Origin of the sequence: Mesorhizobium maamorense, assembly GCF_044998965.1 — a bacterium.
GTDB lineage: Bacteria > Pseudomonadota > Alphaproteobacteria > Rhizobiales > Rhizobiaceae > Mesorhizobium.
In genome coordinates, this window is the sequence record NZ_CP173356.1 from 545,300 (window position 1) to 569,382 (window position 24,083).

Annotated in this window: 6 protein-coding genes; 5 read left to right on the plus strand and 1 reads right to left on the minus strand. The window is 59.3% G+C overall.

From position 1 onward, the window contains the following. Positions 1-752 precede the first annotated feature (752 nt). Positions 753-6,569, minus strand: coding sequence for a CHAT domain-containing protein (locus ACIU1A_RS03155; protein WP_404926582.1), 5,817 nt, complete (start codon positions 6,567-6,569; stop codon positions 753-755). A gap of 646 nt (positions 6,570-7,215) precedes the next feature. Here ACIU1A_RS03155 and ACIU1A_RS03160 point away from each other — a divergent pair. The 5 genes from ACIU1A_RS03160 to ACIU1A_RS03180 all read left to right on the plus strand — a co-directional run bounded on the left by ACIU1A_RS03160 (position 7,216) and on the right by ACIU1A_RS03180 (position 24,054). Then, positions 7,216-11,442 (plus strand): CHAT domain-containing protein, encoded by a 4,227-nt coding sequence (locus ACIU1A_RS03160; protein WP_404926583.1) that lies wholly within the window; start codon positions 7,216-7,218, stop codon positions 11,440-11,442. Between the two features lie 320 nt (positions 11,443-11,762). Continuing rightward, a complete protein-coding gene (locus ACIU1A_RS03165; RefSeq protein WP_404926584.1) occupies positions 11,763-16,493 on the plus strand; it encodes a caspase family protein in 4,731 nt (1,576 codons plus the stop codon). A gap of 274 nt (positions 16,494-16,767) precedes the next feature. Further along, positions 16,768-19,500 carry a CHAT domain-containing protein gene (locus ACIU1A_RS03170; protein ID WP_404926585.1) on the plus strand — a complete coding sequence of 911 codons (2,733 nt, stop codon included), beginning with the start codon at positions 16,768-16,770 and terminating at the stop codon, positions 19,498-19,500. Between the two features lie 411 nt (positions 19,501-19,911). Next, entirely contained in the window at positions 19,912-21,756 is a 1,845-nt protein-coding gene (locus ACIU1A_RS03175; RefSeq protein ID WP_404926586.1) for a tetratricopeptide repeat protein, read from the plus strand. A gap of 36 nt (positions 21,757-21,792) precedes the next feature. After that, positions 21,793-24,054, plus strand: a complete 2,262-nt coding sequence (locus ACIU1A_RS03180) for a CHAT domain-containing protein (protein WP_404926587.1) — start codon at positions 21,793-21,795, stop codon at positions 24,052-24,054. The last annotated feature ends 29 nt before the right edge of the window (positions 24,055-24,083 follow it).

The following is a 24,083-nucleotide window of genomic DNA, read 5'->3' on the forward strand; positions in this document are numbered from 1 at the left end:
TCGGCTGACGGCGCCTCGGCAATCGTTAACATGCATCTGGGCTTCACGGTGGCAAGGGAGCTATCTGGATGGGCCGATGGCGTCTATGCTGCCGGTTCCGCTAATCAAATCTTCTTTTCACAGGGCCCATTGCTCCGCGGCATTCCCATGACGGTGCCCGACGCCATTCAAGCAATTTGCGAGAAACTAACGAAAAAGTCCCTGTCTGAATTCGAGTGGATGGCAAGGTTCGGCAACGAGGTTCCAAGGCCGACGTGTGACTGATTTTATGTCGCATCTCTGCGCAACTCAGTCCGGCGCAGTCAGGAGAGCGTTTCGCCCGGCATCAGAGCTGAAGAACGTCAGTGATCGCAGGCGACCTCCGCTACTTTTGGCTCCGGTAAGCGCCCGCTCGGCACTGCCTTGGCGCTGGATACGCCAACCGCGATGTCGTTCGGCGCTCTCAGAAATGCTAGCGAAGTCGCGCTGAAGAGAGAGCTTGGAAAGTAGTCTCTCAAGTCTTCCTCCTTCTGAGGCGGCTGGAATAATCGAGGTATTTCCCACCAACAGGACGTAAGGAACCTTCGGGTCGCCGCTCTGCCCAAGTTCGGCCAAGAGGGGTGAGACCATAGCGTCTCTGATCCAGCGTTGGCCGCTATGTCCGTGACCGCGCTCCACACCATGCCGACAGCAAATCCTTCTACAGCGTCGATCCTGGCGCTCGCAACCTATTTCGCGGGCAACCGAAGAGAACCAGCGCGGCCCAGATCGGATCACCCCCCTCTGAATGCAGCCGATTTGGCCTCTCGCAGGGCTTCGCCGGTCGAATAGCCGGTATTAAGCAAGGCATAGAATTGCTCAGCCACCCTAAGGGAGCTCTCATCGTAGATGGGCCATAGGCTGCCAATATAGTTGACCGCTCCGGCCTCGATGAAGGCGGCCGCCAGACCAGTCCAACTTCTCAACTCTCCTGTGGCACCGCCAACACCGGACTCACATGCGTTGCTGTAGACTATAGGCGCCCCTTCCAGCGGAGCAGGCACATCTGATGCCTGGAGCCGTCCTTCCGCGAACACAAGCGCGGACTGCGCTGGATTCTCCTCGTCATACACCGCATGACCGGCGAAGTGGATGATGCCGGCCAAGGCGGCTTCGCCAACGAAACCTGCAAGGTCGTGTGGGCCGCTCACAAACGTGACGTTCAAATCGGCACTTTTGGACAGCGTCTCGTTCAGTCGAATGCCTTCCTGACGCGCGCCAGGAAGGGGTCTTTCCGGAACTGCGTCAGATGCCTCGGATACGAGGACTCGAACGATCGGATCGCGCCTGACTTCCTCTCGCAAGGCTGCTGCGGATATCAACACGGAGAGCGACGTCAGGTCTGGGGCACACAGGCGGCCAAAGGCATAGCGAACCCCAAGCGGCGGATCCCCTACCATCTCGAGCGGCACGGTGAGCTTGCTCGACACCATGCCAACATACAGAGGGTTCATGCGTTCGAGTGCCGCTTGCAGTGGACCACTCGAAGGAGAAATCACGGATGGAAATGCGGCGGCATAGCCCGACCCGACATGTCGCGACCGCGCGCCCTGGCCGGACAACATCAACGATGACCGTGTACGCGCTTCGCTGGAGAACAGCGTGTCATCGTCAAACAATAACAACGGGCTACCGAGGGCCGCCGCATAGTTGGCTGCCAGAGCTGCTGCCCAATACTCGGACCCGGATATGCTCGCTACGACAACATAGTCATTGGGACGCATCTCCGACATCAGCCGCGAAGTCACCGCGTCAGACCGTTCCTTCCACGCCGAAATGTGGGACTGGTGATCTCGTCCTACCACCTCCCAGAAGGCCAGCGCGATCTCCATGTGCTCCGCCGGCAACCACGTGATCGCCTGTGCCCCGGTCGAGATGACACACCCTTCGACCACAAAGAGCTCCGCAGGCTTCGCAGCGGCAGTAAAGCTCGCCGCATCCGGTGTGTCTGGGAGAAGGATGGCACCCAGGTGCCGGGCATACGGCGTTGTGGCCAGGAGGGCGGCCGGATCTCCGGCGGGAACGACAAGATGGGGGCGTCGCGGCAAGGGTGCAGATATCAGCCCAAAGTACCTTTTCAGCGCCTCGCCATCTGCCGACCCCGCAGTCTCGAATTTCGGAGGATCGAGCAGCTCCAGATATTTGGCTTGCAGCCCGTTCCAGGTCGCCGGTATCGGAAGCTCAGTCATCCTCCGCCGCATTGCCATCGGATTCCCCAGGATCTGAAACTGATATGGCATGTCAACCGAGCCTGTCGGGATGTCTGCGACGGGTAGCGCGCGATAGGCGGCGAGATCGAGCACCATCTGAGCGGCCGCGGGGACAAGCTCGCGGGGCACATCGACGACTTGGAATCCACTCACATTTTCGAGCTCGTCATCCATCGAGCGGGCAACTGCAAAGAGTGGCGCCCCGACGGATGCGCCGATCCGGCCGTATAAACGGTCGATCGCCGCGATTGCCTCGTCGCCTTCGCTCGTTTTAACAAGGAAGGTCACCTCCCTGCGTGGTTCGAATACAGCATCCAGCAGCTCGTCGATATCGGTCGGTGTTCCCACGACCACAAGCTGTCGAACGGAGGCGGCCCTCACCTGTTGGATTGTCTGTCGGTCGATGTGCTCGGAGAACAGGTACAGTGAAGAATAGGCACGTATTAATGACGACGGAATCGAAGGGCTCGGCGAAGCCAAGTTGAAGCCACAACCGCCGCAAGCGCCTGCGAACGGGCTATCACATTTTGCCAGTATGGCGACACCTGCGTCCACGATCTTCGGGGTCGCCCGGAACGTGATCGTCAGGGAGTGGGCATTTGTGCGGACGCGGGTGTTGTCTGGTCCGGGTCTCAACTTTAGCAGGGAGATCGACTCTCTTGTCTCCCGCCCCACCCTGATCTCGGCTACGCCGGCGCTTGCCGCGAGGGTGGCGACGCTCACCTCCTGCCACGAATCATCGTCGCGGCATGCGATCCCGTACCCCTCCGGATCGAGCATGGTGAACGGAAGAACGAGTTCCAGAATCCCTCCCGCACCGTTGGCGACGTGAAACACCCACGAGTCCCAACTGGTCGTCGGAACCTGCACCGCAAGGATCTGAACAGCGTTGTCGCCGCATCGGCACGACCCGATTATCACGGGGACCGTGGCCGGCACACCGGACCAGTCGATTTGAGGATAGGAGTCGGCAATCGCCCCGACGCTGCTCCTCTTGATCCAAGACGACTCGCGGACCTCGACATCAAGCGCTTCCGCAACCAAGCCACCAATGACAAACGCCTGGCGCTGAAAGAGAATGCCGACCTCGAGTCCTGCTTGGCCCGCGGCAAGCGTCAGCCCATTTACCGAGAGGCGATCTTCGGTCCGGAACACCCGGAACCAGTCCGCATAGGATCGGCTCAAGGCGCGAGGAATGGTTCCACCTGTCCGGCCGAGAGAGTCGAAGCGCTCCGCCGCGACGATCAGATCGTCGCGGTTTCGTCCTGCCTCATGGAACATCGCAAGGTTGGCTCGCGCCGCGAAATAGTTCCAGTAATCGCGTAGCTCCGCGAGCAGTGTCTCGGAGACCATCGCTTCCCTGCAGAGGTTCGCCAAGACCTCCTCGATAGACAATAGGGCCTGCTCTCTGAACGATCTGACATTCGACCAATTGTCATCCATCAGTATGGGTACGCCACTGACCCCGTGGCGTACCTCCGCGACCTGCCACGTATCGAAGACGGCCCTCAGCGATCTGCGCAACAGCCCTTCGTCGCGTAAGCGGACCGACGTCACAACGGCTGCCTCAGCCTGCTCGAGCGCGAAGCATACGTAACGGGTCGCAAAATCCCATGTTGAGAGCACCGATCCCTCGATTGCGCGCAGCCAGTTGTGAAATTGGCTGCGCAACGCGCCCTGGTTCGCCCGCGTGTGCTCGAGACACGACAGGGCTAGCCTGGTGGCTAGGAGAGAGATGCTCGTGCGAGCATGCACTGCTTCGCGCGGAGAACCGTTCTCGGTCGCGATGTCTCTGGCCAGCGCGAACAGGCACAGCGCTTCGCGGATGTACAGCGGCGATGCAAATTCGCCCGGCCCTTCCCCCTGTTCCGCCAATCTTTGGTACGTCAGGCCAAGGTTTAGGTAATCGACATGTGCGGGCCGGGTGTGCATCGCAAGGCGGAATTCCGGCTGCTCGCGAAGGTCTCGATAAGCGACGAGGGATTTGCGAAACAGCGAGGCCGCACGCTCAAGAAACTCGACCTTGAGTTGACCTGTTGTATGGAGGGCATACTGGCTGTAGGTATGGCCGAGATCGTGCAGGCACGTGGCATGGCGCAGCGGATTGGCGGTCATGGATGTAGCAGCGAGGACCCTTTCCAGAAGTTCAATCGCTGCAACAGGGAACTCACGGCTCTCTTCCGGAAACACGTCGAACACAGCGATCGCCGCCATCGCCAGCTCGCTGGCACAGGCCAACACTGCAGCGTTGTCCTCAGCGCCGGATCTCTTCGGCTGCCCTCTGACAAACCACTGACGTTCGCGTTCAAACAGTCCTAGCGCCTCATCTGCACAAGTGATCGCCTCAGGCGCACCGAACTGGACGAGCATCCTGAGCGCAAGGGCGAGATAGCCGGCCAGCTTGAACCGTGTGGCGGCGTCACCGCGCTCGCCGAGGACTGCGAGATCTGCCCGTGCATTTGCGGCGAGCGCCGGCCAATCCTCCGTCACTAGTGCCTCGCGGGTCGTGAGGCTCACCTCCACGGGCAGGAGATGCACATTGCCGAATTCCGGATGGGCGCAGTCGATCCTGCGCCGCCGAATCTCGAGGAGGTATGGGAGTAGGTGGCTGAGCTCGGTGAACTCGGTGCACAGCTGAATCGTGTGGTCGAGATCAGTCGGAGTTTGCTCTGCGGGTTTCTTCAATGCGGCCGACGCCGCAGCAGCGGCAGCTCTCGCGAAGGACTCTGCCTGATCATCAGTTGGGTGATTCCCGCGTTCCTTGGACAGGATCTCAAGCAGTGCAGCCAGATGACGCCCATCGCGTGTGAGCTGCGCCAACTTAAGCGCCGTTGAGACCACCAGGCCCAGGATATCCCGCCGATTTGCCTGTGCTTGATCGGAAAGCAATAAGGCTTTTGATCTATGTAGCGCGAAGATGAGAACGTCCGGCACCGCGACCTTTGAAAGGCGCAGACAGGCCGCGAACGTGTGATCGAAGGCTTCGCTAGGGTCGGTGCGCAGGCCTGCCAGAGACAATTGCTCGACGCCCTCGACGACCGCAAGAAGCGGATCCCGTAGAATTCCTGACAACAGGAGCCTCGCGACCTCGACCGCAGCACAGGCGCCGTTCAACTCGCCCTCATCGTACAGTTCCTGCACCGCTTCGGAGAAGATGCTAAGCGCCGCGTCTTGGGTGGCTGTGTCGACCCCGTCGCATTCGCAAGCAAGCATCGCGGATGAGCGGAAGCGCATTTGAGCATCGGCCTCGGCGCTAATCTGACGCAGACGCTCGCCAAGCGCATCGACTGTTTCCGAATCACTACGAAGGGCAAAACCGCACAATCGCACTATGAACGGAGTCATGTCGGAATGCTCGATACCGGCGTGCTCGGCAGGACGTCGCACATTGCCAAGTTCAGGCGACTGGACGAGGGCCAGTGCGGCTTTTGCGCTTGCGAAGTCACCGGCAGCGTAGTAGCCCGCGCAGAAGGCTTCCCACCCATCATCGCAGCTGCCGCGATACACGAGAGCGATGTCGAGGGCGCGCGATGCGATCGAGGGATCCGCGGCCGCTCGCCCGTTCTCCTTGCCACGTGCGCGTCGTCGTCTCAACATGCGGGCACTTATGCCTGCAAGAGCACCAGCGAACCCGTCCGGCGGTGTATTTTGAACATCGTTGAAGTGACGGCGGGCCAGCTCCCTGCCCAGTTGCTCCCACAAAGGCGACGGCAGATCGGGTCCTTCATTTACAGGTGCTTCGCGCTTCTCCGAGCGAGAAGCGCGATAGCTTGCAAGGTAGCGCCCGCGGAGGACTAATGCCGTCGGCCAATCGCGGTGTTCCACGGCGAGTCGGATCGACTGCTCCGCAATGAGACGAAAAAGATCCCCGATCATCCGTGTCCAGGCGCGAAGTCCAAGGAAATGGGATGATTGAACGAGTTCCCAACATTGGTCGGACCATGCCACGTGCTCTCTGAATCGTTCGCCACCTTCGTCGCCCGGCTTCCGGAAGTGTTCCCGCACATCCTCCTGCCATTGAGAGAGGACGCCGCCACGATATTCCCGTTGCGCAGGACGCTGCGCCAACGCTAGGCAAAGGTTCTCAAAGAACCTGGCAGCCTCGGCAGCTTGTAACCACCCCACCGCCTCGCTTTGTCGTATCGCTTCGCGTGACGACGCGCGGGCCGCCTCAATATCCGCTGATGAGGAATCTCGGGCAGCGCCCCACGTTGGCTTGAGTGAGCTGCGGAGGCTGCGCGAAAGGCCGACACTGGCGTCCCAGATCTGGACCAAGATGGCTGTTTCGGCGTCGGTATTGGTCAAACCTGGCTGGACGTCGTCTCCTTCGTCACCGTCCAACAGTGCATCGAACCTAACGCACAATGTTCGCAAAAGTGCATCGCGATCCATTGACTCACCCAATCCACGATGGACCCCTTTTCGACACAAATATTAGCTGTGCTTTTATGATCGATCTAGTCGTTGTATTCGGGCATTGCGACCAAGGTCGAAGCGCGGCGCCGCTCAGCCAAGGACCTCACACAATCATGATGGGAGGTGGGATCTCTCTCGACGAACCCGCGAAGTGGGCGCGTTTGTCAACATCCCAACTCTATCGTGGCGAAGGAGACTTCTGCATGCGGATAGCAGACCTCAACGGTTGGCGCCGGTAGCTTTGGCGTCGGGTGCAGGCTCCTCGGCAGTGTTTTGGTTGGTCGGCCGGCGGTTCTGGCCGGCCCATTGCGTTTCTTGATCAGTCTTGGGCCGAATAGGGGTTCATCTCTTTGTAGCGGCCTTAGAGCCAGCTCCCTATGCGCACTTGTAGATTTCAACCGGTTTGAGATAGCTTGCCGCACGGGCACACTTCCAGCGGGTTGCTGTAGACACGAGTGCGCATCGCCGGTGATCCTAGTCCGATTTCAGAGATGTCGGTCTGATGCATCCAACGTCCTCCGAGCCAGTTCCTTGGCCAACAGGCACGGCAGCGGCACGGGCAACTCGCGAGTTGCCACGCATCCTCTTGTTCTTTGCCAACGACGATGAAATCCAAGAAACTTATCTGCGCAAGCTCGAGGCCGAGGCCGATGCGTTGGCTGAAGCGATGCGTAGGGCCGAGGCGCTCGATCTGTGCAGATTTTTTGAAGAACGCCAGGCGACAGCTTCAAGGATTTTCGATTTGTTCGCAGATCCCGCAAACAGGGGTCTCGTTGCCGTGTTCCACTACGCAGGGCACGCGAACTCGTTTCAGCTACTATTAAGGTCGGCTGAAGGAGGATTGCGAGCGGCTGATCGCAGGGGCCTCGCGGAGTATCTGGGTCAGCAGAAGAGCTTGCGCCTGGTCTTTCTGAATGGATGTTCAACCGGGATGCATGTCGAGGATCTGCTGGTTGCGGGCGTCGACGCGGTTATTGCCACGGATCGGGCAGTTGCCGACCGGACCGCGACAGACTTCGCCACCCGCTTTTACCGGAATTTCGGAAGCGGTGCCTCGATCGGAACCGCATTTGCGGAGGCAGTCGCGGCTGTCAAAACCGAGCATGGTGCGGATCCCCGGCATATGTATCATCCCGATCAGGTCGAATGGAGCGCCGACCGATGGCCATGGAGCCTTCATCTGCGACCCGGCGCGATCGACGCGGCCAACTGGAGCCTCCCATTGGCCGTCGGAGATCCCCTGTTTTCACTTCCGCAGCCAGCAGCTCGAGAATTGCCTGACCGGCCGTTCCGGCATCTGCAAAGCTACGGCGAGGAGCATGCCGAACTGTTTTCGGGCCGTGCAGACGAGATAAGATTTCTCTATGATTGGTTGAGAGGCCCCGATCGCGCTCAGCTTCTGTTGGTCACGGGGCAATCTGGGGCCGGCAAGTCGTCCCTGCTCCAGGCAGGCTTCCTGCCACGATTGACGGCGTTTTTGCCTCGGTTTGTTGTGTGCGACACCGGCCTCGGAATGGCCGGCTCACTGGCGGGCGCGCTAGCGCGAACATCCACCATAGCTTTAGACGACGCGTGGCGAGTAGCAGAGCAGAGCGCTCTACCCGTGCTTGGGGTACTGGATCAGATGGATCGAGCACTGGCCGGTGCCGATGAACGGCAGAGTGGATCCCTGCCGACATTTCTTGACGCTTTGTCGAAGCTTTTCGGTGCGCGCGATCGTGCGCAGGGCCGCCTTGTCCTTGTGTTCCGCAAGGAATATCTCGCGGATATCGAAGCCGGTCTTGTCCAGCGCTCAATTTCCTTTGAAACCTTCTGTATTCCCGACCTATCGCGCCAGGGCGTAATCGACATAGTTAAAAGCGCTACACGTACCGAGCGTCTGCGCAGCGCCTATAAGCTCTCTATCGACCCCGCCTTACCTGACCGCATGGCCGACTATGTGCTCAGCGACGCCGTCTCGAACGTGACCCCGCTCCTGCAAGTCCAATTGTCTCGAATGTGGGATGACGCACCAGAGACGCCGACGGGTGGAAGGCATTTGTCCGTCGAACTTTTCAGAGACTTGGTGGACAAGAAGCGTTTCCTCCACGATTTCTTCGACGAACAGATCGATCACCTCCGAAGTGAAGTGCCAGAAGCTGTCCGCACGGGGCTCGTACTGGATCTTCTCGAGTACTTCACGAATACCAACGGTACCGCGCGCGATCGGACCGAGACGGAGCTCGGAGCCGATTTCGGCCCTTCGATTTTGAGCCTCGTACAAAAACTGAGGGGATTGTATTTCCTTGTTGCCTGTACCCACGCGGGGCTGCCGGCAAACCGGCTGGCACATGACGTCATCGCCTCGTATGTCCGCAGCAGGTTCGAGGAATCGCAATCTCCGGGACAGCGTGCACGCCGCATCCTCGAAGCGCGCATGAGGCCCAATGACACTTCCAGCCCTGACGCACGCCGGCCGCTAGGCGAACGCGACCTAGAATTGGTGGAACTAGGCCTTCCGGGGATGCGTCTACCGACGCGGGATCAGGTGAAGTTGATTGAGGGCAGCAAGGAGGCGCGCAGAAATGCACGATTGCGCAGAATTGGCTTGTCCTTCGGGGCCACTGCCGCCGTGCTGCTGATTGCGGTCCTTGGTTTCGTGGCATGGGTGACTGACCAACAGAAAGAATATCAGAGGCAGGCCGCGATGATCCGCGCGCTCGCCCAGCGCGCGTTGCGCGATGCCCCGCAATACGACCGAGCGTCAATACTGATTGCCGAAGAGGCGTTCGAACTCAGCCGTCGGGCAAAGGGGGCTGGCATGCTCGAGGTGGCGGATGCCCTCCGCCAGATTCTATCCCAACCCTACCACCTAAGGGGCATTGACGCTGCCGAGCTGTCGGTCGTTTCTGCCAGGAGTGACTCCGCTGAACGCCACGCTGTGCTCGTCGAAAGCAATGGCGGGCTGGGGGTACTCGACATCGAAGAGCGCCGAACTTTTAACCTCGGCAGCATCGAGGGTGAGGAGACTGTAACGGCCGACATTCATCCCGCCGGCAAGATGATCGCCAGCGCCGCAGAGGGTGGAAAAATATATCTTCGTACCGGAAATACTTTCGAACATGTTGAGACGCTGCTTGACGACAAGCATATAGAACTGACGGCCATTGCATTCTCCATCGACGGCTCCGCACTTTTGGCCGGCGACGGGGAGGGCAGAATCATCAAGTGGGTTGCGAAAGACGCGATTCCGACTGCCTTCGCGGCGCCGGAATGGCTCGACGAGAAATGGCCGCCAGAACTGAAGTTGCCACGGATCACAGCCATTGCCTCCGCACAGGACGGTTTCTATGTCGGCGGCGGAGACAAGGTGCTGCTTATCCCTCGAAGTGGTCCCAACCAGCCATCCGAGGTCTGCCGCCTTCCCGACCACGGGGAGGTTTCGACGCTTGCGATCGACTCGACTTCTGGCAATCCCGTCGTAGGGACCTTCGGTGGGGCGGTGCAGCGATGCGATCGAGCCCATACCCTGCACGAAGTGCTCCCACCGAGAGCGAGTGTAGTGGTCGGGATCGTGTCAATATCTAGTCCGCCGAGGTTCCTGATCTCTACACAAAATCATGGCACGACCCTGTACGCCGCCTCTGCCGGAGGCGAAAGCAATCTCGGTGGAGACGGATTGCAGGTCCTCGCTTCGCTTCCGAGACGCCATTCATTGCTCGTGGCCAATTCTGGAGTCATGGAGCTTCTCGAGGCAGCGGATTTTCTGCCCCTCTCTCAATCAATCCTAATGCGCGACGGTCCCGATGCAGGGCAATCGGAAACACTCTCATATCTAGCGTTCGCACGAAATAATAACCTATTGCTTGCCGGTGCACTTCAAGAGGTCCCGAACGCGCTGCGGCTGTGGGACATTTCGGGCACCAATGCGCGTGAGCTTCCTCCTGTCCCGCAATCAGTGCACGTGATGTCGGCTGACGTCCCGCCGGACGCATCGCATGTCTTCACAATTGATCCCTACAGCGCTGTTCGCGAATGGGATTTGGCCGATTATCGAGAGCGTCTTCTTCGCCCCGGTACCAGCGGCGTGGGATGGTCCGTTACGCTAGATTCAACCGGCACCACGCTTGCAGTTTCAGTCGACGATTCTCGCTTAGAACTGATTGATCTGGTTTCGGGTCGCCGCCGCCGGATTGATGCGACCCGGCTTGGTGTAACAACGCGCACAGTTGGTTTTTCTCCTTGGAACATGGACCTTGTCTCCGGAGATGATGACGGAATGCTCAGGTTCTGGAGACGCAATGGGACGGGACAGTCGAGGGCGCCAATTCGCCTGAGCAAACCGGTGATGTCGCTCGCAGTCGATGTTGAGTCCGGCTTGCTCGCGGTCGGAGCAGGATCGACTGTTTACCTTCTCCGCAAGACCTCAGACGTAAGCGTGATGGCAGAACTGCCGATGCTGAGCACAGCAATGAAGGTGGTCTTCTCTCCATCTGGAGATTTACTTGCAGCTAGCGATTCAGACGGCGGGGTGCTTGTATGGGATCTGCGCTACTTGGATGGGGAACCACTCGTCTTTTCGAGCAAACAGGCTTGGGCTTCGCGCGCACTAGCGCTGGACGGCAAGGGAAGGCTGGCAGCAGGCACTGTGAATGGACGCATCGTTTTGGATACCGTTGATCCTTCCGTCCTCGCCGCTATCGCCTGCACTCTTATCGAAACATCGGCATCCGAAGACTGGAACTGGACAAAGGGCGTGGCAGCTCTGGATGACAAAAGTTCGCTGGCTCCGGTTTGCAGCGGGTCGGATCCGATGTGATTGCGAGAAGCGAAGGTGCAGCTGTCAGCCCGATGCAATGGGATTGGCGTCTAGGCGTGCACCCGATCCGGACCGTCTCGCCGGCCTTTGGTACTCGTACAAAGCAGCGGTCGGCCGACATAGGTGCCGATGGCGAGTGTGCTGCCGCCACGGCGCCCGGCTCGCAAGGAAGTTTGGGTTGGTCCCGTATGGTGGAGCGCCGCTAATAATGCCACGATGGCAAGCACTTAAACATCGATGCCTCAGAGTGGACGAGAGCTGACCTACTATTTCCAAGCCTTTCGGTTTCAAGCGAGGCAGGGGACGCCGGGATAGAGACAATGGAGGGTTTTTCTCGGAGTCTGGCGTTTCTGGTGGCGATTGACGGCTATGGGAGCGGACTGCCGGTGCTGCGGACGCCGGTATCGGATGCCGAGGGGCTTGCGAAGGTGCTTCGGGAGGAGCACGGCTTTGAGACCGAGGTCATTGCGAACGAGAATGCGACGGCTCGCCGGCTGCGCTCGTTTTTGAAGAAGCTTCCCTCGCGCGTTGGCAGCGACGATCGGGTGATCTTCTACTTCGCTGGGCATGGCATCGCACTGGAGAGCGACGAGGGCCCCAAGGGGTTCATTCTTCCCCACGATGCCAGCCGCGATACCAGGCGCAATCTTCTGGCGATGGCTGACTTAGACAAGGCCCTTGCGGCATTGCCGTGCCGGCACATGCTGGTGGTGCTCGACTGCTGCTTTGCCGGAGCATTCCGGTGGGGGAGCTTCCGCCATGTGGTTCCGGCCGCCGGGAACCTGCACAAGGAGCGTTATCAGTGGTTCATTGAGGATGCGGCCTGGCAGGCCATCGCCTCGGCGACGCATGACCAGAAGGCTCTCGATGTCGCAGGCGGGCAGCCGCTGGGCAAGCGGGATGACGCCCGGGAGCATTCGCCCTTTGCCGCGGCGTTGATCCGTGGGCTCAAGGGGGCCGCCGACCAAGCGTCTGTCGGCAGCAGCGGCGATGGCGTGATCACAGCGACAGAGCTCTATCTCTATCTGGAGAGCGAACTGCTGCCGAAGAGGAGCGGTGGGTTCCGGCAGACGCCGATCTTCTGGCCGCTGAAGAAGCATGATAAGGGCCAGTTCGTGTTCCTGGTGCCGGGAAGGGCGCTTGCCCTGCCGGATGCGCCGCTCCTGGATGCCGATGCCAATCCCTGGCGCGGCCTCGAGCCCTACGAGGCGCGGCATGCCGAGTTGTTCTTCGGCAGGGGCGAGGTCAGCAAGAAGCTCGTCGAGCGGGTCGTGGGCGAGCGATTTGTCGTTGTGACCGGACCGTCGGGCGTCGGCAAGTCGAGCCTTGTCAAGGCCGGGTTGCTGCCGCGCCTCAAGGACGAGCCGCGCCTCGAGGACAAACCGTTGGAGTCGATCGTGGTCCGGCCCGGCCCGGCACCCTTCGCCAGCTTGGCGCGAGCACTGAAGGATGCGATCCCGGTGGGAGTCAGCGTCCCCGATGAGACGGCCCTGAAGTCCGATCCTCACGCCCTGTCGGCTTGGGTCAAGTCGCGGTCGGGGCAGGGCGAAGTGCTGCTGGTGGTCGACCAGGCCGAAGAGCTCATCACCATGAGCCGCGATGACGCGGTCATGAAGAGCTATCTCACCCTCATTGCCCATGGGCTGGACGAGGGCGAGGGGCATCTACGGGTCGTGTTCACTGTGCGCTCCGAGTTCGAGCCGCAATTCGCCCAGTCACCGCTGAAGGCGCGATGGTCGCAGGCGCGCTTCCTGGTTCCGCCGATGACACAGGATGAGTTGCGGCGGGTGATTGAGGGTCCTGCGGCGGTCAAGGTGATGCGCTTCGAGCCGGGCGGACTGGTCGAGGACCTCGTGAACGAGGTGGTGCAGATGCCAGGCGCGCTGCCGCTGCTCTCCTTCGCCCTGAGCCAGATGTACACCAACTACCTGAAGCGCCGGAGCGACGACAGGGCGCTGACCAACGCCGATTACAAGGCTCTCGAGGGCGGCGTCACCGGATCGCTGCGGGTGCGGGCCAATGAACTGGTGGGTGTTTGGGATGAAGCTCACGAGACAACGGCGCGCCGTGTGCTCGAGCGCCTTTTGTCGGTGGAAGCCGGCCACGGCTTGTTGGCCGATGAGCTCGACGTCAAAGACCCTGTCGAGGACGCCCGAGCTGAGCGGGTTCTGTCGCGCATGGAGGACGCGAGCCTCATCGTCAGAAGGCAGGAAAACGAACAATCGCTCCTGCAGCTCACCGAAGGTGCGACGTCTCCAACCCTGAACGACCTCCTCGCTCGGGTGAAGCAGGCATTCGATTCATACCAGGAGACTGCCCGACGCGTCCTAGAACGATTTGTGTCGGTCGATGTGGGCGAGTTCGCCAGGCGGCGGGTGTCGCGGCAAGAGTTCCAGGTCGCCGCTCCGGCTGAGCAAGCCCGTGTGGACAAGATCCTCGAGCGCCTGGACGAGGCACGCCTGGTGGTGACCGACAAGGTCGATGACAAGCCCTACCTGGAGTTGGCACATGACGCCCTGATCCTCGGCTGGGACCGACTCCTGAATTGGGTTCGCCAAGACGCCCCCCTCATCGCCGACCTACGCCGGCTCACGCCCGATGCCGAAATATGGGTCAAAGCCCCGAAGCAGCAAACGGGCCGGCTCTGGTCAGACCCCGCTCGCCTCGATGCCGTCAAGAAATTGCAGGCTGCCGCCGCGCCCGGTCTCAACAAAACCGAGGCGGAGTTCGGGCAAGCGAGCGTAACACGGGCGAGACGCAACAGATTCATTCGGTGGGGCCTAGCTGCTGTGTTAGCAGCAATCACTGCTGTAGCGGTGTCGTATTCATACCTTGCTTCCGAGCGTGAGCGAGTTGCGACCTCACGACAATTGGCGGCTGAATCAGAACGCGCTGTTCGACAACAGCCGGATCTATCTCTCCTCCTTGGGATTGAAGCCATCAACGCTCGGCCTACGGTCGAAGCTCGGTCTGCGCTTCTAGGCGCGTTGACACAACAACCGCGTCTGAACGCCTTTCTGCATATTCCAAATCTAAGTCCCGGGAAATACATTCAAAGTCTATCATTTGCCCCGGACGGACTCCAAATAGCCGCTGGATCGTCCGATGGTTCGGTAATCCTGTGGGATGTAAAGAGCCGGCAAGCCCTTGAGCCATTTCTGCGCGAGCCAGTCCTAGGTTCTGGTGTGTCGGTCATCGCCTTTAGCCCGAACGGTCACGTGCTCGCCGCGGGTACGCAGCACGGCGAAGTTCATTTTTGGAATACTCGGACGCACGAGCTTCTTCCACCCCTCGCTGACCCTGAGGTGAAGAACGGCAATGCGATGTACAATTCTATTGATGCCTTGGTCTTTCTAGATGATCAGTCACTGGCGGTTGGTCGCTATGACGGACGCGTCGAGGTCTGGGATTTACAGCATCATGCGTTGTCTCGCCCCGCGTTTGGCGATCGGATATCAGCTGAGGAAAACGCCCATCGAATCGGCGTCCAGACACTTGCCTATGATGCCCGGACGGGATTCCTCGCCGCAGGGTATGGTGGCTCTGTCGCGGGATTTAATGGGGCTGAATCATCGATTTTACTTTGGAACTCGCGGGCAGATTTCGATTTCGTTCGCTCGATCCCCGTCGGCAACAGCGGCTTGCCAAGCTTGGCGTTTCATCCGACAGCATCACTGCTGGCGTGGGGGAGAGCAGATGGGACTATTGGGATATATGATATCCAAGCGGGGCAGGAGCTACCATCGTTGGTGGGTGGATCGAAAAGCGCGGTGGGTGGCTTAGCGTTCAGTTCTGACGGACGCTTCCTGGCATCAGGCACGTTGGATGGCTCCTTGATGCTGTGGAACTTCCTTGAACGGAAGCCACTGGATCATCCGATTCGCGCAAGCGAGCGTGCCATAGCGGATGTTTCATTCAACCCCGGAGGCGATATTGTTGCGACGGGTGGATACGATGGGAACGTGGTTTTGTGGAACACTGTCGTCCACCAACCCGGCGATGGTCTGCCAGAGAGTCCAGAGGCAGTCAAAATGCTGGCCGGTAGTCGCAGTGGCCGATGGCTGGCCGCAGCGACTTACCCAGGAAATATCTTGGTTTGGGATACCAAAGCAAGATCAATACATAAGATCTACAGTGTAGGACGCGACAAGCGGGTGGAACGTATCCAGCCAGATGGCGATAAGGACGCGTTTCTGATCTTCACGTCGGATCGCACCTTATTCCGTTGTGACCCTATGCAGTGCTACGAGGATCCCCGGACTGCACAGTTGGTAAAAGCGCCATCTTCGGAATCATACTTTATCTCCGATGGCTTCGTGTGGATTGAGGGACAGCTTTCGTCGGTGGGATTCAAGCAATGCTCCACTGACGGGTGCTTACCCCTCACATTTCTCGACTCCGAGACGATGTCTGATGTTGTCCGGATGACTTCGGCTACCAGCGATGGATCGAAAGTTGCGCTTGCCGGAAGTTATGATGTCTCCATTTGTGCGCTGCAGACATGCCGTTTGGTGCCATTGCAACTGGAGCCAGGGTCGTCCGATAGTATCGGCGCGATGGCGTTCAGCCCTGATGGTCGACTGCTTATTGTAGGTACCGGAGCTGGGCGTCTATATTTCATTGATACAAAATCCGCACTCCCGCTTGGTGTGCCAGTCGAAGCCCATCGCTATTTCGTCGAACACCTCGCGTTTAGTCACGACGGAGCAGTAATGGCATCTGGAGGACGGGACGGATCAGTTGTACTTTGGGATCTCGCTACCCAGCGTTCGCTTGGCAGGATGGCTTTGCCACCAGCGGTCGGCGCGCAGGTGACGTCCCTTAGCTTCGTCGGTGTCGATGGCCGACTGGCAGTGAGCTATACCGACTCGGGCCCGGTGCTTTTGGAAACTAATATACAAGCGCTCGAAAGCCGAGCTTGCAGACTTGCGAACCGCAACCTCAGCGTTGCAGAATGGGGGCAATTCTTCGGTAGTGGTTCGTGTCGTGGCACATGTGATGGTGTGTCAAGCTGTGTTTCTTGGCTTCCGAGGCCGCCGGCATCTCAGTAGGATATAAGATGCGTGAACTAATTCAGAAAACATGCAAGCCGCCCTAACCAACGCGATAGCTCTCGAAGAGACCACACATTGAAGCGCCTATTCACCCGATGACGGGTACGCCCGCGCAGACCGACGTTGGCACGCTTACATTGACCCCAGCTGTCTGCCAGGTACTTTCTGTTGATGTGGGCACAGGTTGTCGAATACACCAACGCCACGTTGTGGTAATCTGGGCGACACGCCCGCCTGAACAGCGAGATAAGTTCTCTCACGTGTGGTTGCAATGGAAGAGATCCAGCGTCTCTGCGCCAGACTCGGCAAGTTGGTCAAAAAGAAGTCTTGGGATGAAGCCCTACCGGTGGCTAAAAAACTCTGGGATGTCTCGCGGCGTGCCAAAATTGTAGAGCGCGACCTGAGCATAACTTGCGCCAGGACACTCTTCACCGTGGCGGACCTCTTCTCACAGATGGCCGATGATTCGTACAGCGCGAGCTTGGTTTTGCGTCGCGCATACGACCTTGCAGCCGAAGAAAATCAAGTTGACATTTCGCGGCCGTCCCTGCGCGAGTACGCGTCCCACCGGCTTGGGCTGCTATTCGAATTGGCAAAATGCCACCAATCGGCCGTCGTCTGGTTCAAACGGTCGCTGGCCTTGGCACGCGAACGAGGAGTTCAGGATCAAGTTCTTGCCAACCTCTATGGTGTCGCCTGGAATCTCGAACTTCAAAAAAAGTACGATGAGCCCAGGTCCTTCTACGATGAGATACTTGGTCTGCTTTGGCCGACCATCCGGAAAGGTCTGCTGCTGCAGCGGCTACGCTACCTACTGCCAGCGGCCATGTATCACATCAGCAACGGGGATCAGCAGCTCGGCGAAAATGTCATGCTGACGTTGAAGTCACTCCTTCCCATTGGCCGAAAGACTCTGCCGGGGTACTTTGCCGCAGGCCTCCTTGGGTTGGGCAACTTCTACCTTGCAAATCGTCGACGGGACGACGCGATAGGATTAGCCCGTTTGGTGGTGACCCACGCCATGCGGTTTGGCGATGATGCCGGTGAGATCCGCGATTTGATGCATGGCGTGATGGCACGGGCGGCTCTACAGGTGGGGGACTTTGACAACGCGCTTGCAGAGATTGGGAAGGTCTTCGATCTCAATTCGCCCGAATCCAGCGGCCACGGCCCCGGCACGTTCGTGGACAATCTGGAACTCTGGCGCGACGTAGGTCGCATCCGCGCGCATCGCCGCGATTTTGTCGGCGCGGCCAATGCCTACGAGACGCTGGCGCAAGCCCTAGGTGCATACGCCGCTGACTGGCGCAATGGTAAGACCGCACGGACACGTCTGGCATATGTTCGATTGCAGGCCGACGTTGTTCATGAACTTGTCTCGGTCTGGATCATGGTCGACGACCCGGCGGCTAGGCAGGCGATCGACCTTACGGTGGCGAACGCCTTGCTGCAACTAAAAGCCAACCAGTTCCTCGCCACCGAAGGCAATCGGCTTGTAACTTTTCGCGATTGGGAAGGGGTCGACAAGGTCTTGTTCCGCGCAAACCGGCGCTTCGCCGCCGCTGCTCGCCGCCTTGCCGCCGACCCAGAGGACCTGGACGCTGCTTTGGAACTGGACGACGCGTTGTTTGCGCGGGAACAGCTTGAAAGTCAGATGGTTGGAAATTCCTTCGAAATGATTCCCTCGATCGCCCACGTCTTTCACTTCGACTTCCGCGAACTCCAAAGCGTCAAATACGGAAAGCATACTCTTCTCGACTACTCCCTGGTTGAAATCCGACCTCCGCAGCAGGGACTCGCAGGAACGACTGCGGGGAAACACTACATTGGGATCAAGTTGTCGGAGAACAGCCTGCGAGTTGAGGATTTAGGTCCGCAAGAGCAACTGGACGCGCTTAGCATCAGCTTCACCACTCAAGCTTCCCGTCGCCCCTCCCTTCCTCTCACCCAAACGCAGGGAGAGGAACGCCACCTTGTCGCCAAACCAGATCCGCACCAGCCGCACGAAAGTATGTTGGCCATTGCAGAGAAGGTCTACCAAAAAATTGTTGAGCCTTTGGAGCCAATCGGTAAGTCAGTCGTAGTCGCACCTGATGGCTCGCTGGCAGCGCTACCTTTCCACGCGCTGGTGCGCAATGGCCGCTATTTGATCGAGGAGCTCGAAATCTCGAATTGCCACTCTTTGCTTCAAGAAGAGGCGATAGCATACCGCCAGAGGAATCCGGGAATGAGGATCTCTATCGACGTAGCTGGTGTGAATCGCGACGTCATTCTGCTGGGCGACCCAGACTACAGTGGCGCGTCAGTCGCTGCGCTACCCAATACGCGTGTGGAAGTCGAGGGAATCGCTCGGCTCCTAATCGATCATGGTTGGTCCGACGACGACATCCATAAATATTTGGGGGCGGAGGCGACCGCTTCACAAGTGTTCTCATTCGATCATCCACGGGTGCTGCATGTAGCTGCACATGGATCGTATCAGCCGGCGGCGGCCCTTCCAGTTTCGAACCTCATAGCGACGCCTGCCACTAGCTGGCGAAGGTGGGACGAGCGGGAGTCCGACCCCTTGTCTGACTTAGACCGCGCTCTCCTTCGCGCGGTGCTCTTGCTGTCGCCCCAGAAAGAGTTCCATAGCGATCGGGTGGCGGGACGACTTCTAACAGCTCTTGAGCTGTCATCACTGAATCTGATCGCGTGTCGTCTTGCCGTGCTCAGTGCCTGTGAAAGCGGGATTGGACAGCCTGAGCGAGGGGCCGGTGTTCTGGGCTTTCAGTATGCGTTGTTGGCATCGTTCGCACACGCCGGCCTAGTGAGCCTATGGAGCGTGCCTGATCGCGATACGAGCGACTTGATGAGTAGCCTCTATCGCAGCCTCGTCTCCAACAGCTGGGACGTTAGGCGGAGTTACTTGGCTACATTGCGTGGCGCATGTCGGTGCAACGGCAAGGCGGTTCATCCCTATTTTTGGGCCGCCTTCGTCCTGCTCGGCTCCATCAACAGGTGACATTCCTTGATATGACGCGACCAGATCGTCAATAGCCTTGCGCTGGCAGTATGGCCGAGTTGTGTGATTTGAGATTGGTGCCACGTTTTGGGCAGTAAGCTACTTTCTTGAAATGGACTGAAGGCGGCTCCTTAGACTAGCGCAAACACGTAGCGGTTGCGGATGCCAGGAAACTGGCAACTTTGCAGCTGCTTAGGCACGGCCTTGTGACAGAGGGCGCTGCAAACGAACAGGCAACAGCGCCGGCTGATTCCACGTCGGCGTGTCTTGCAAGATTAGATGATTTCGTTGATGATCTATGCTGCCGTCCGTGGCTAAAGCTGAGCGCATCTTAAGTGAGCCGCAGCGAGGAAGTGCGTTTTCGAAGGCGTGTGAGAATGCGTGCGCTTGCTGCAGGCGCGAGATTGCCTCATGCACGAGGTCTTTCAAGCGTTTGATCGCGCGCCTATCGAACCCGGCGGCAGGACGGTCCTGCTTGAAGGTCGCGGCGTGGAGACAGCCCAGCAGCTTGAGGAGTGCGTCGCGGCATATGCGGAGGGGGACCTCCCGCGATGCCTGGGGCTATGCGCTAAGCTACTGACGCAGGAACATTCGCCGATCGTCCTCCGGCTGACCTGCGTCTGCCTCGACCGATTGGGCATGTCTGATCAAGCGGAGGCGCTGGTTCAGCCGGCTCTCGCCACGGCACCGCTTCCCGGATGGGACCGCACTCTCTTGCAACTCCTGTTCGGTCTTACGACTATTCAGGATGCTGACGCGCAGGCCGAAACGCCTTTGCAGAAATGCCAAGTGTTCTACTACCTTGCGGCATGGCTTCTCGCCGGAGATGAGCCTGTCGACGCAATGAACGCGCTTCGCCTGTGCCTCTGTCATGAAGTCGACTGTGTGGAAAGGGAGCTCGCGAAGGCCGACCTTGCCGAGTTGGGGCATAGGTTCAGCGAGAATGTTGCCGCACTGTATCAACGCGGGGATCACGCCGACGCCGCTGAGACGGCTCGGATGGCGTGCGGCGCGACGGTACTTGCCCATGGCGATGATCATCCCCGTTTTGCTGCGGCCCTCAACAATCTGGGCCTAATGCTCACGCATGTGCAGCGATACGACGAAGCTCAGCAGGCTTTGCAGCGCGCTATTGCAATCTCCAGAAAGCGTAATGAGACAGAGACGGCCGCCTACGCGATGTACCTGCACCATCTCGCGGGTGTGCACCATGCGACCAATCGCTATCGCGAAGCGTGGGACCTGAACGAACAGGCGCTCGCGATCCGCGGCCGTGTCCTAGGTGCCAAACATGCAGAAGTAGCCAACAGCCTCAACAGCTTGGCCGTCATTGCTCTCGCGCAGCAACGCTATCAGACGGCGCGAGACCTTTTCCGGCAGACGGTGGCGCTCGAGGAAATGACACTCGCGGCGGACCATCTCCACCTCGCGAGCACGCGCGCAAATCTTGCGGAAACGTTGCATTGCATCGGCGAATACCAAGAGGCCGAAGCTTTATATGCTCAGGCGCTAGCGGTTCGCCAAGCTGCCTTGGGTGATAGGCATCCGACGGTAGTCGCCAATTTTGATCAACTTGGCCGACTCTATCTGGACATGGGAAAGTACCGAGAGGCTGAGCAGCCGTTGAAGCTCAGCCTCGATGGCCGCCGCCGCCTTTACGGCAATCGGGATCCCAGGGTCGCTCTCAGCCTGAACAATCTTGGCCTCCTTAACAAGCAGTCGGGGCGGTTCGATGAGGCTGAAAGGATTTATGTTGAAGCTCTCAATTTGCGGCGAGAACTCGTGGGCGGGGCGCACCCGGACATTGCCCAGAGCATGAGCAACCTCGGCTTGCTCTATGAATCCACCGGCCGCTACGCGGAAGCAGAACCGCTACTAAAGCAAGCCATAGAGATCGAGCGAGCGACGGGACATGCCGATCGGTCAGTTTTTGCCATACGACTAAACAACCTCGGCCTGCTTTATATGACTCAAGGAAAGCATACCCTGGCAAAACAGCTGTTCGACGAGGCGATGGAGATCGACCGTTTGGCGGTCGGGGAGAATCATCCCCATTTCGCCACTCGTCTGCACAATCTGGCGCAACTACACCATTCACAGGGGAGCTATGCAGAGGCCATCCCACTCTACCGACAAGCGATCAAGATCCGAGCTGCAACGCTTGGCTTTTCGCATGCCGACTACGCGCGCTCGCTGAACGGATTGGCGTCCGTCTACAGCGGCATGGACGACGCAGCCCAGGCAATTACACTGTAGCATGCGGCTCTCGATGGGATTGAACGTGCGGTCGGAGTGGACCATCCCACTTCAGCGACAGTCCTCGATAATCTTGCCATACTCTATCGTGACGCCGGTCGGCCGGAAGCGGAGGAAATGTTCAAAGACGCGGCGGCGATCCGTCGAAGAATCCTCGGCCCGGATCATCCACATGTCGGCCTCAGCCTGCAGCGGGAAGCGGAGTATGCCCTTGGGGCAGGACGCCCTGCCGAGGCTGGCGTCCTGTTTGGCGAAGCCGCCAAGATCGCGGCAAAGACGCTTGGGGAAAATCACGCCCAATATGCGATAGCGCTACACGGTCAGGGAGTGGCTGCTACTGCTACCGGTCGGCCTCGGGATGCGATCCCCCTGCTGGCGCAAGCCATCGAGGCAATGCGCCGATCGGTTGGACAAGAGCACGACAATGTCGGGCTAGGGCTCGTAAGTCTGAGTGTTGCCTATCTTCTCTCCGGCCAGCTGGACATAGCAATCGACACGATCCGAAAGGCAACATCGGTGCTGGATCGCGTAATTAGTCGTGTCTTTCGCGCTGGCTCGGAGCGGGTGAGGGCTGGGTTTCTTGACAAGATATCCGATGATTTTCACCTCGCGTTGGCACTGATCTCTCGTTATCGAGCAGACGTGCCGAATGAGGTACGCTTTGCCTACGAGCTTCTATTGCGACGCAAGTCGCTATTGTCCGAGACACTTTCCGTCCAACGGGACGCGCTGCTCGGAACTCGCTATCCGACGCTTGCCCCACTTCTCCAGGGATTGCTTGACCTGCGGCGGCAGTTGGCCATCGAGTCGCTTGCCGGCCCCGGCTCGCTCGATCCCGCAGACCACGAAAACCGCTTGGCGCGACTTTTTGCCCGTCGGGAACGAGCCGAAGCCGACCTTTCGCGCCAGATTCCCGAACTCTGGTTAGAAGAGCGCTTGCGGAATGCTGGTATCGACGATGTTGCGGCGGCAGTTGACGCCGGAACCGCACTGGTGGAATTCATACGCATACGCCCACGGCTTCGCGGGCCGTCGACGGATGGGTGGGCCATCGGGCGTTACCTGGCGTTTGTTCTCCCTGGCCAGAACCCGAACGGGCTCCGTCTGCTTGACCTCGGCCCAGCCGAGGCCGTCGATACGCTAATCGACGAATTTCTTCGCTCAGTCCGCACCGAAGTTAGCGTCGGCGGCGAGACCGTTGCGGACAGCGGTACGAGACATGTGAGACCCACTCCCGATGATCTACAGCAGCGGGAATTCGACGCCGGGGACCGCCTGTCCCAGGCGATCTTTGAACCTCTCCGCTCTGCCTTGGATGGAATGACCCGGCTCATTGTCGCTCCTGATGGCGATCTAAGCAGGATCCCCTTCGAGGCGTTGCCGAACTTGGACGGAGATCGGCTGATCGACACCTACTGCTTCAGCTATGTGGTCTGCGGCAGGGACTGTGTAGGAGGCGGCGACGCCTTGGACGCGGCAACTGCGGCTGTCGTTATCGCGGATCCGGATTTCAATCTGGCCGGTCACAATGCAACCGCCCTGTCGGCCGCGGAAGACGGGCTTGCGGGGACCTTGCGAAAGGCTTCGTTGGCTTTCACCCCGTTACCGGAGACTTTGGAGGAAGGCCGCCTAGTCGGTGAAATGCTCGGCGTTGCGCCGTTGACACGCGATCAGGCGACTACCGCGGCGGTGCGCAAGGCGAAATCTCCGCGGGTCATCCACTTTGCCACGCACGGATTCTTCCTTCCCGACCAGCTTCCCGGCGCGAGAACGGAATTCCTGCTTCCGGACACGCCGGGGCAGGAGAACTACTTTCTTCCTGAGACTGGGCTCCTTAACCCGCTGCTTCGTTCTGGGTTGGCGCTAGCAGGCGCGAACACCTTTCTTGGCGGCGGCGAACTTCCACAGGATGCAGGAAACGGCCTTCTCACAGCGGAGGACATTGTAGGGTTGAACTTAACTCATACGGACATGGCCGTGCTATCGGCCTGTGATACTGGCATTGGCGTGATCCGGTCGGGCGAAGGGGTTTATGGACTGCGCAGGGCCTTTGCGGTCGCCGGCGTGCGAACTCTTGTGCTCAGTCTTTGGCCAGTCGGCGATGCTGCCGCGCGGCATCTCATGACGCAGTTCTACAATCGGATCATCAACGAAAAAGAGCCCCGCGCACAGGCGCTTCGGAACTCCATGCTCGCCTTGAAGGCCCAGGATTCCAGACCGTGGTATTGGGCGGCATTCATATGTCAGGGAAATCCCGGCCCGCTTCTCGGAGCGAGTGATGCTCCCCCAACCTACTAGCGGCGCCTTCCTGTATGAAGTTGCGGATA

Coding starts and splice junctions, on each gene's coding strand:
- ACIU1A_RS03170 (WP_404926585.1), top strand. CDS start 16,768: ATGGAAGAGATCCAGCGTCTCTGCGCCAGACTCGGCAAGTTGGTCAAA.
- ACIU1A_RS03165 (WP_404926584.1), top strand. CDS start 11,763: ATGGAGGGTTTTTCTCGGAGTCTGGCGTTTCTGGTGGCGATTGACGGC.
- ACIU1A_RS03175 (WP_404926586.1), top strand. CDS start 19,912: ATGCACGAGGTCTTTCAAGCGTTTGATCGCGCGCCTATCGAACCCGGC.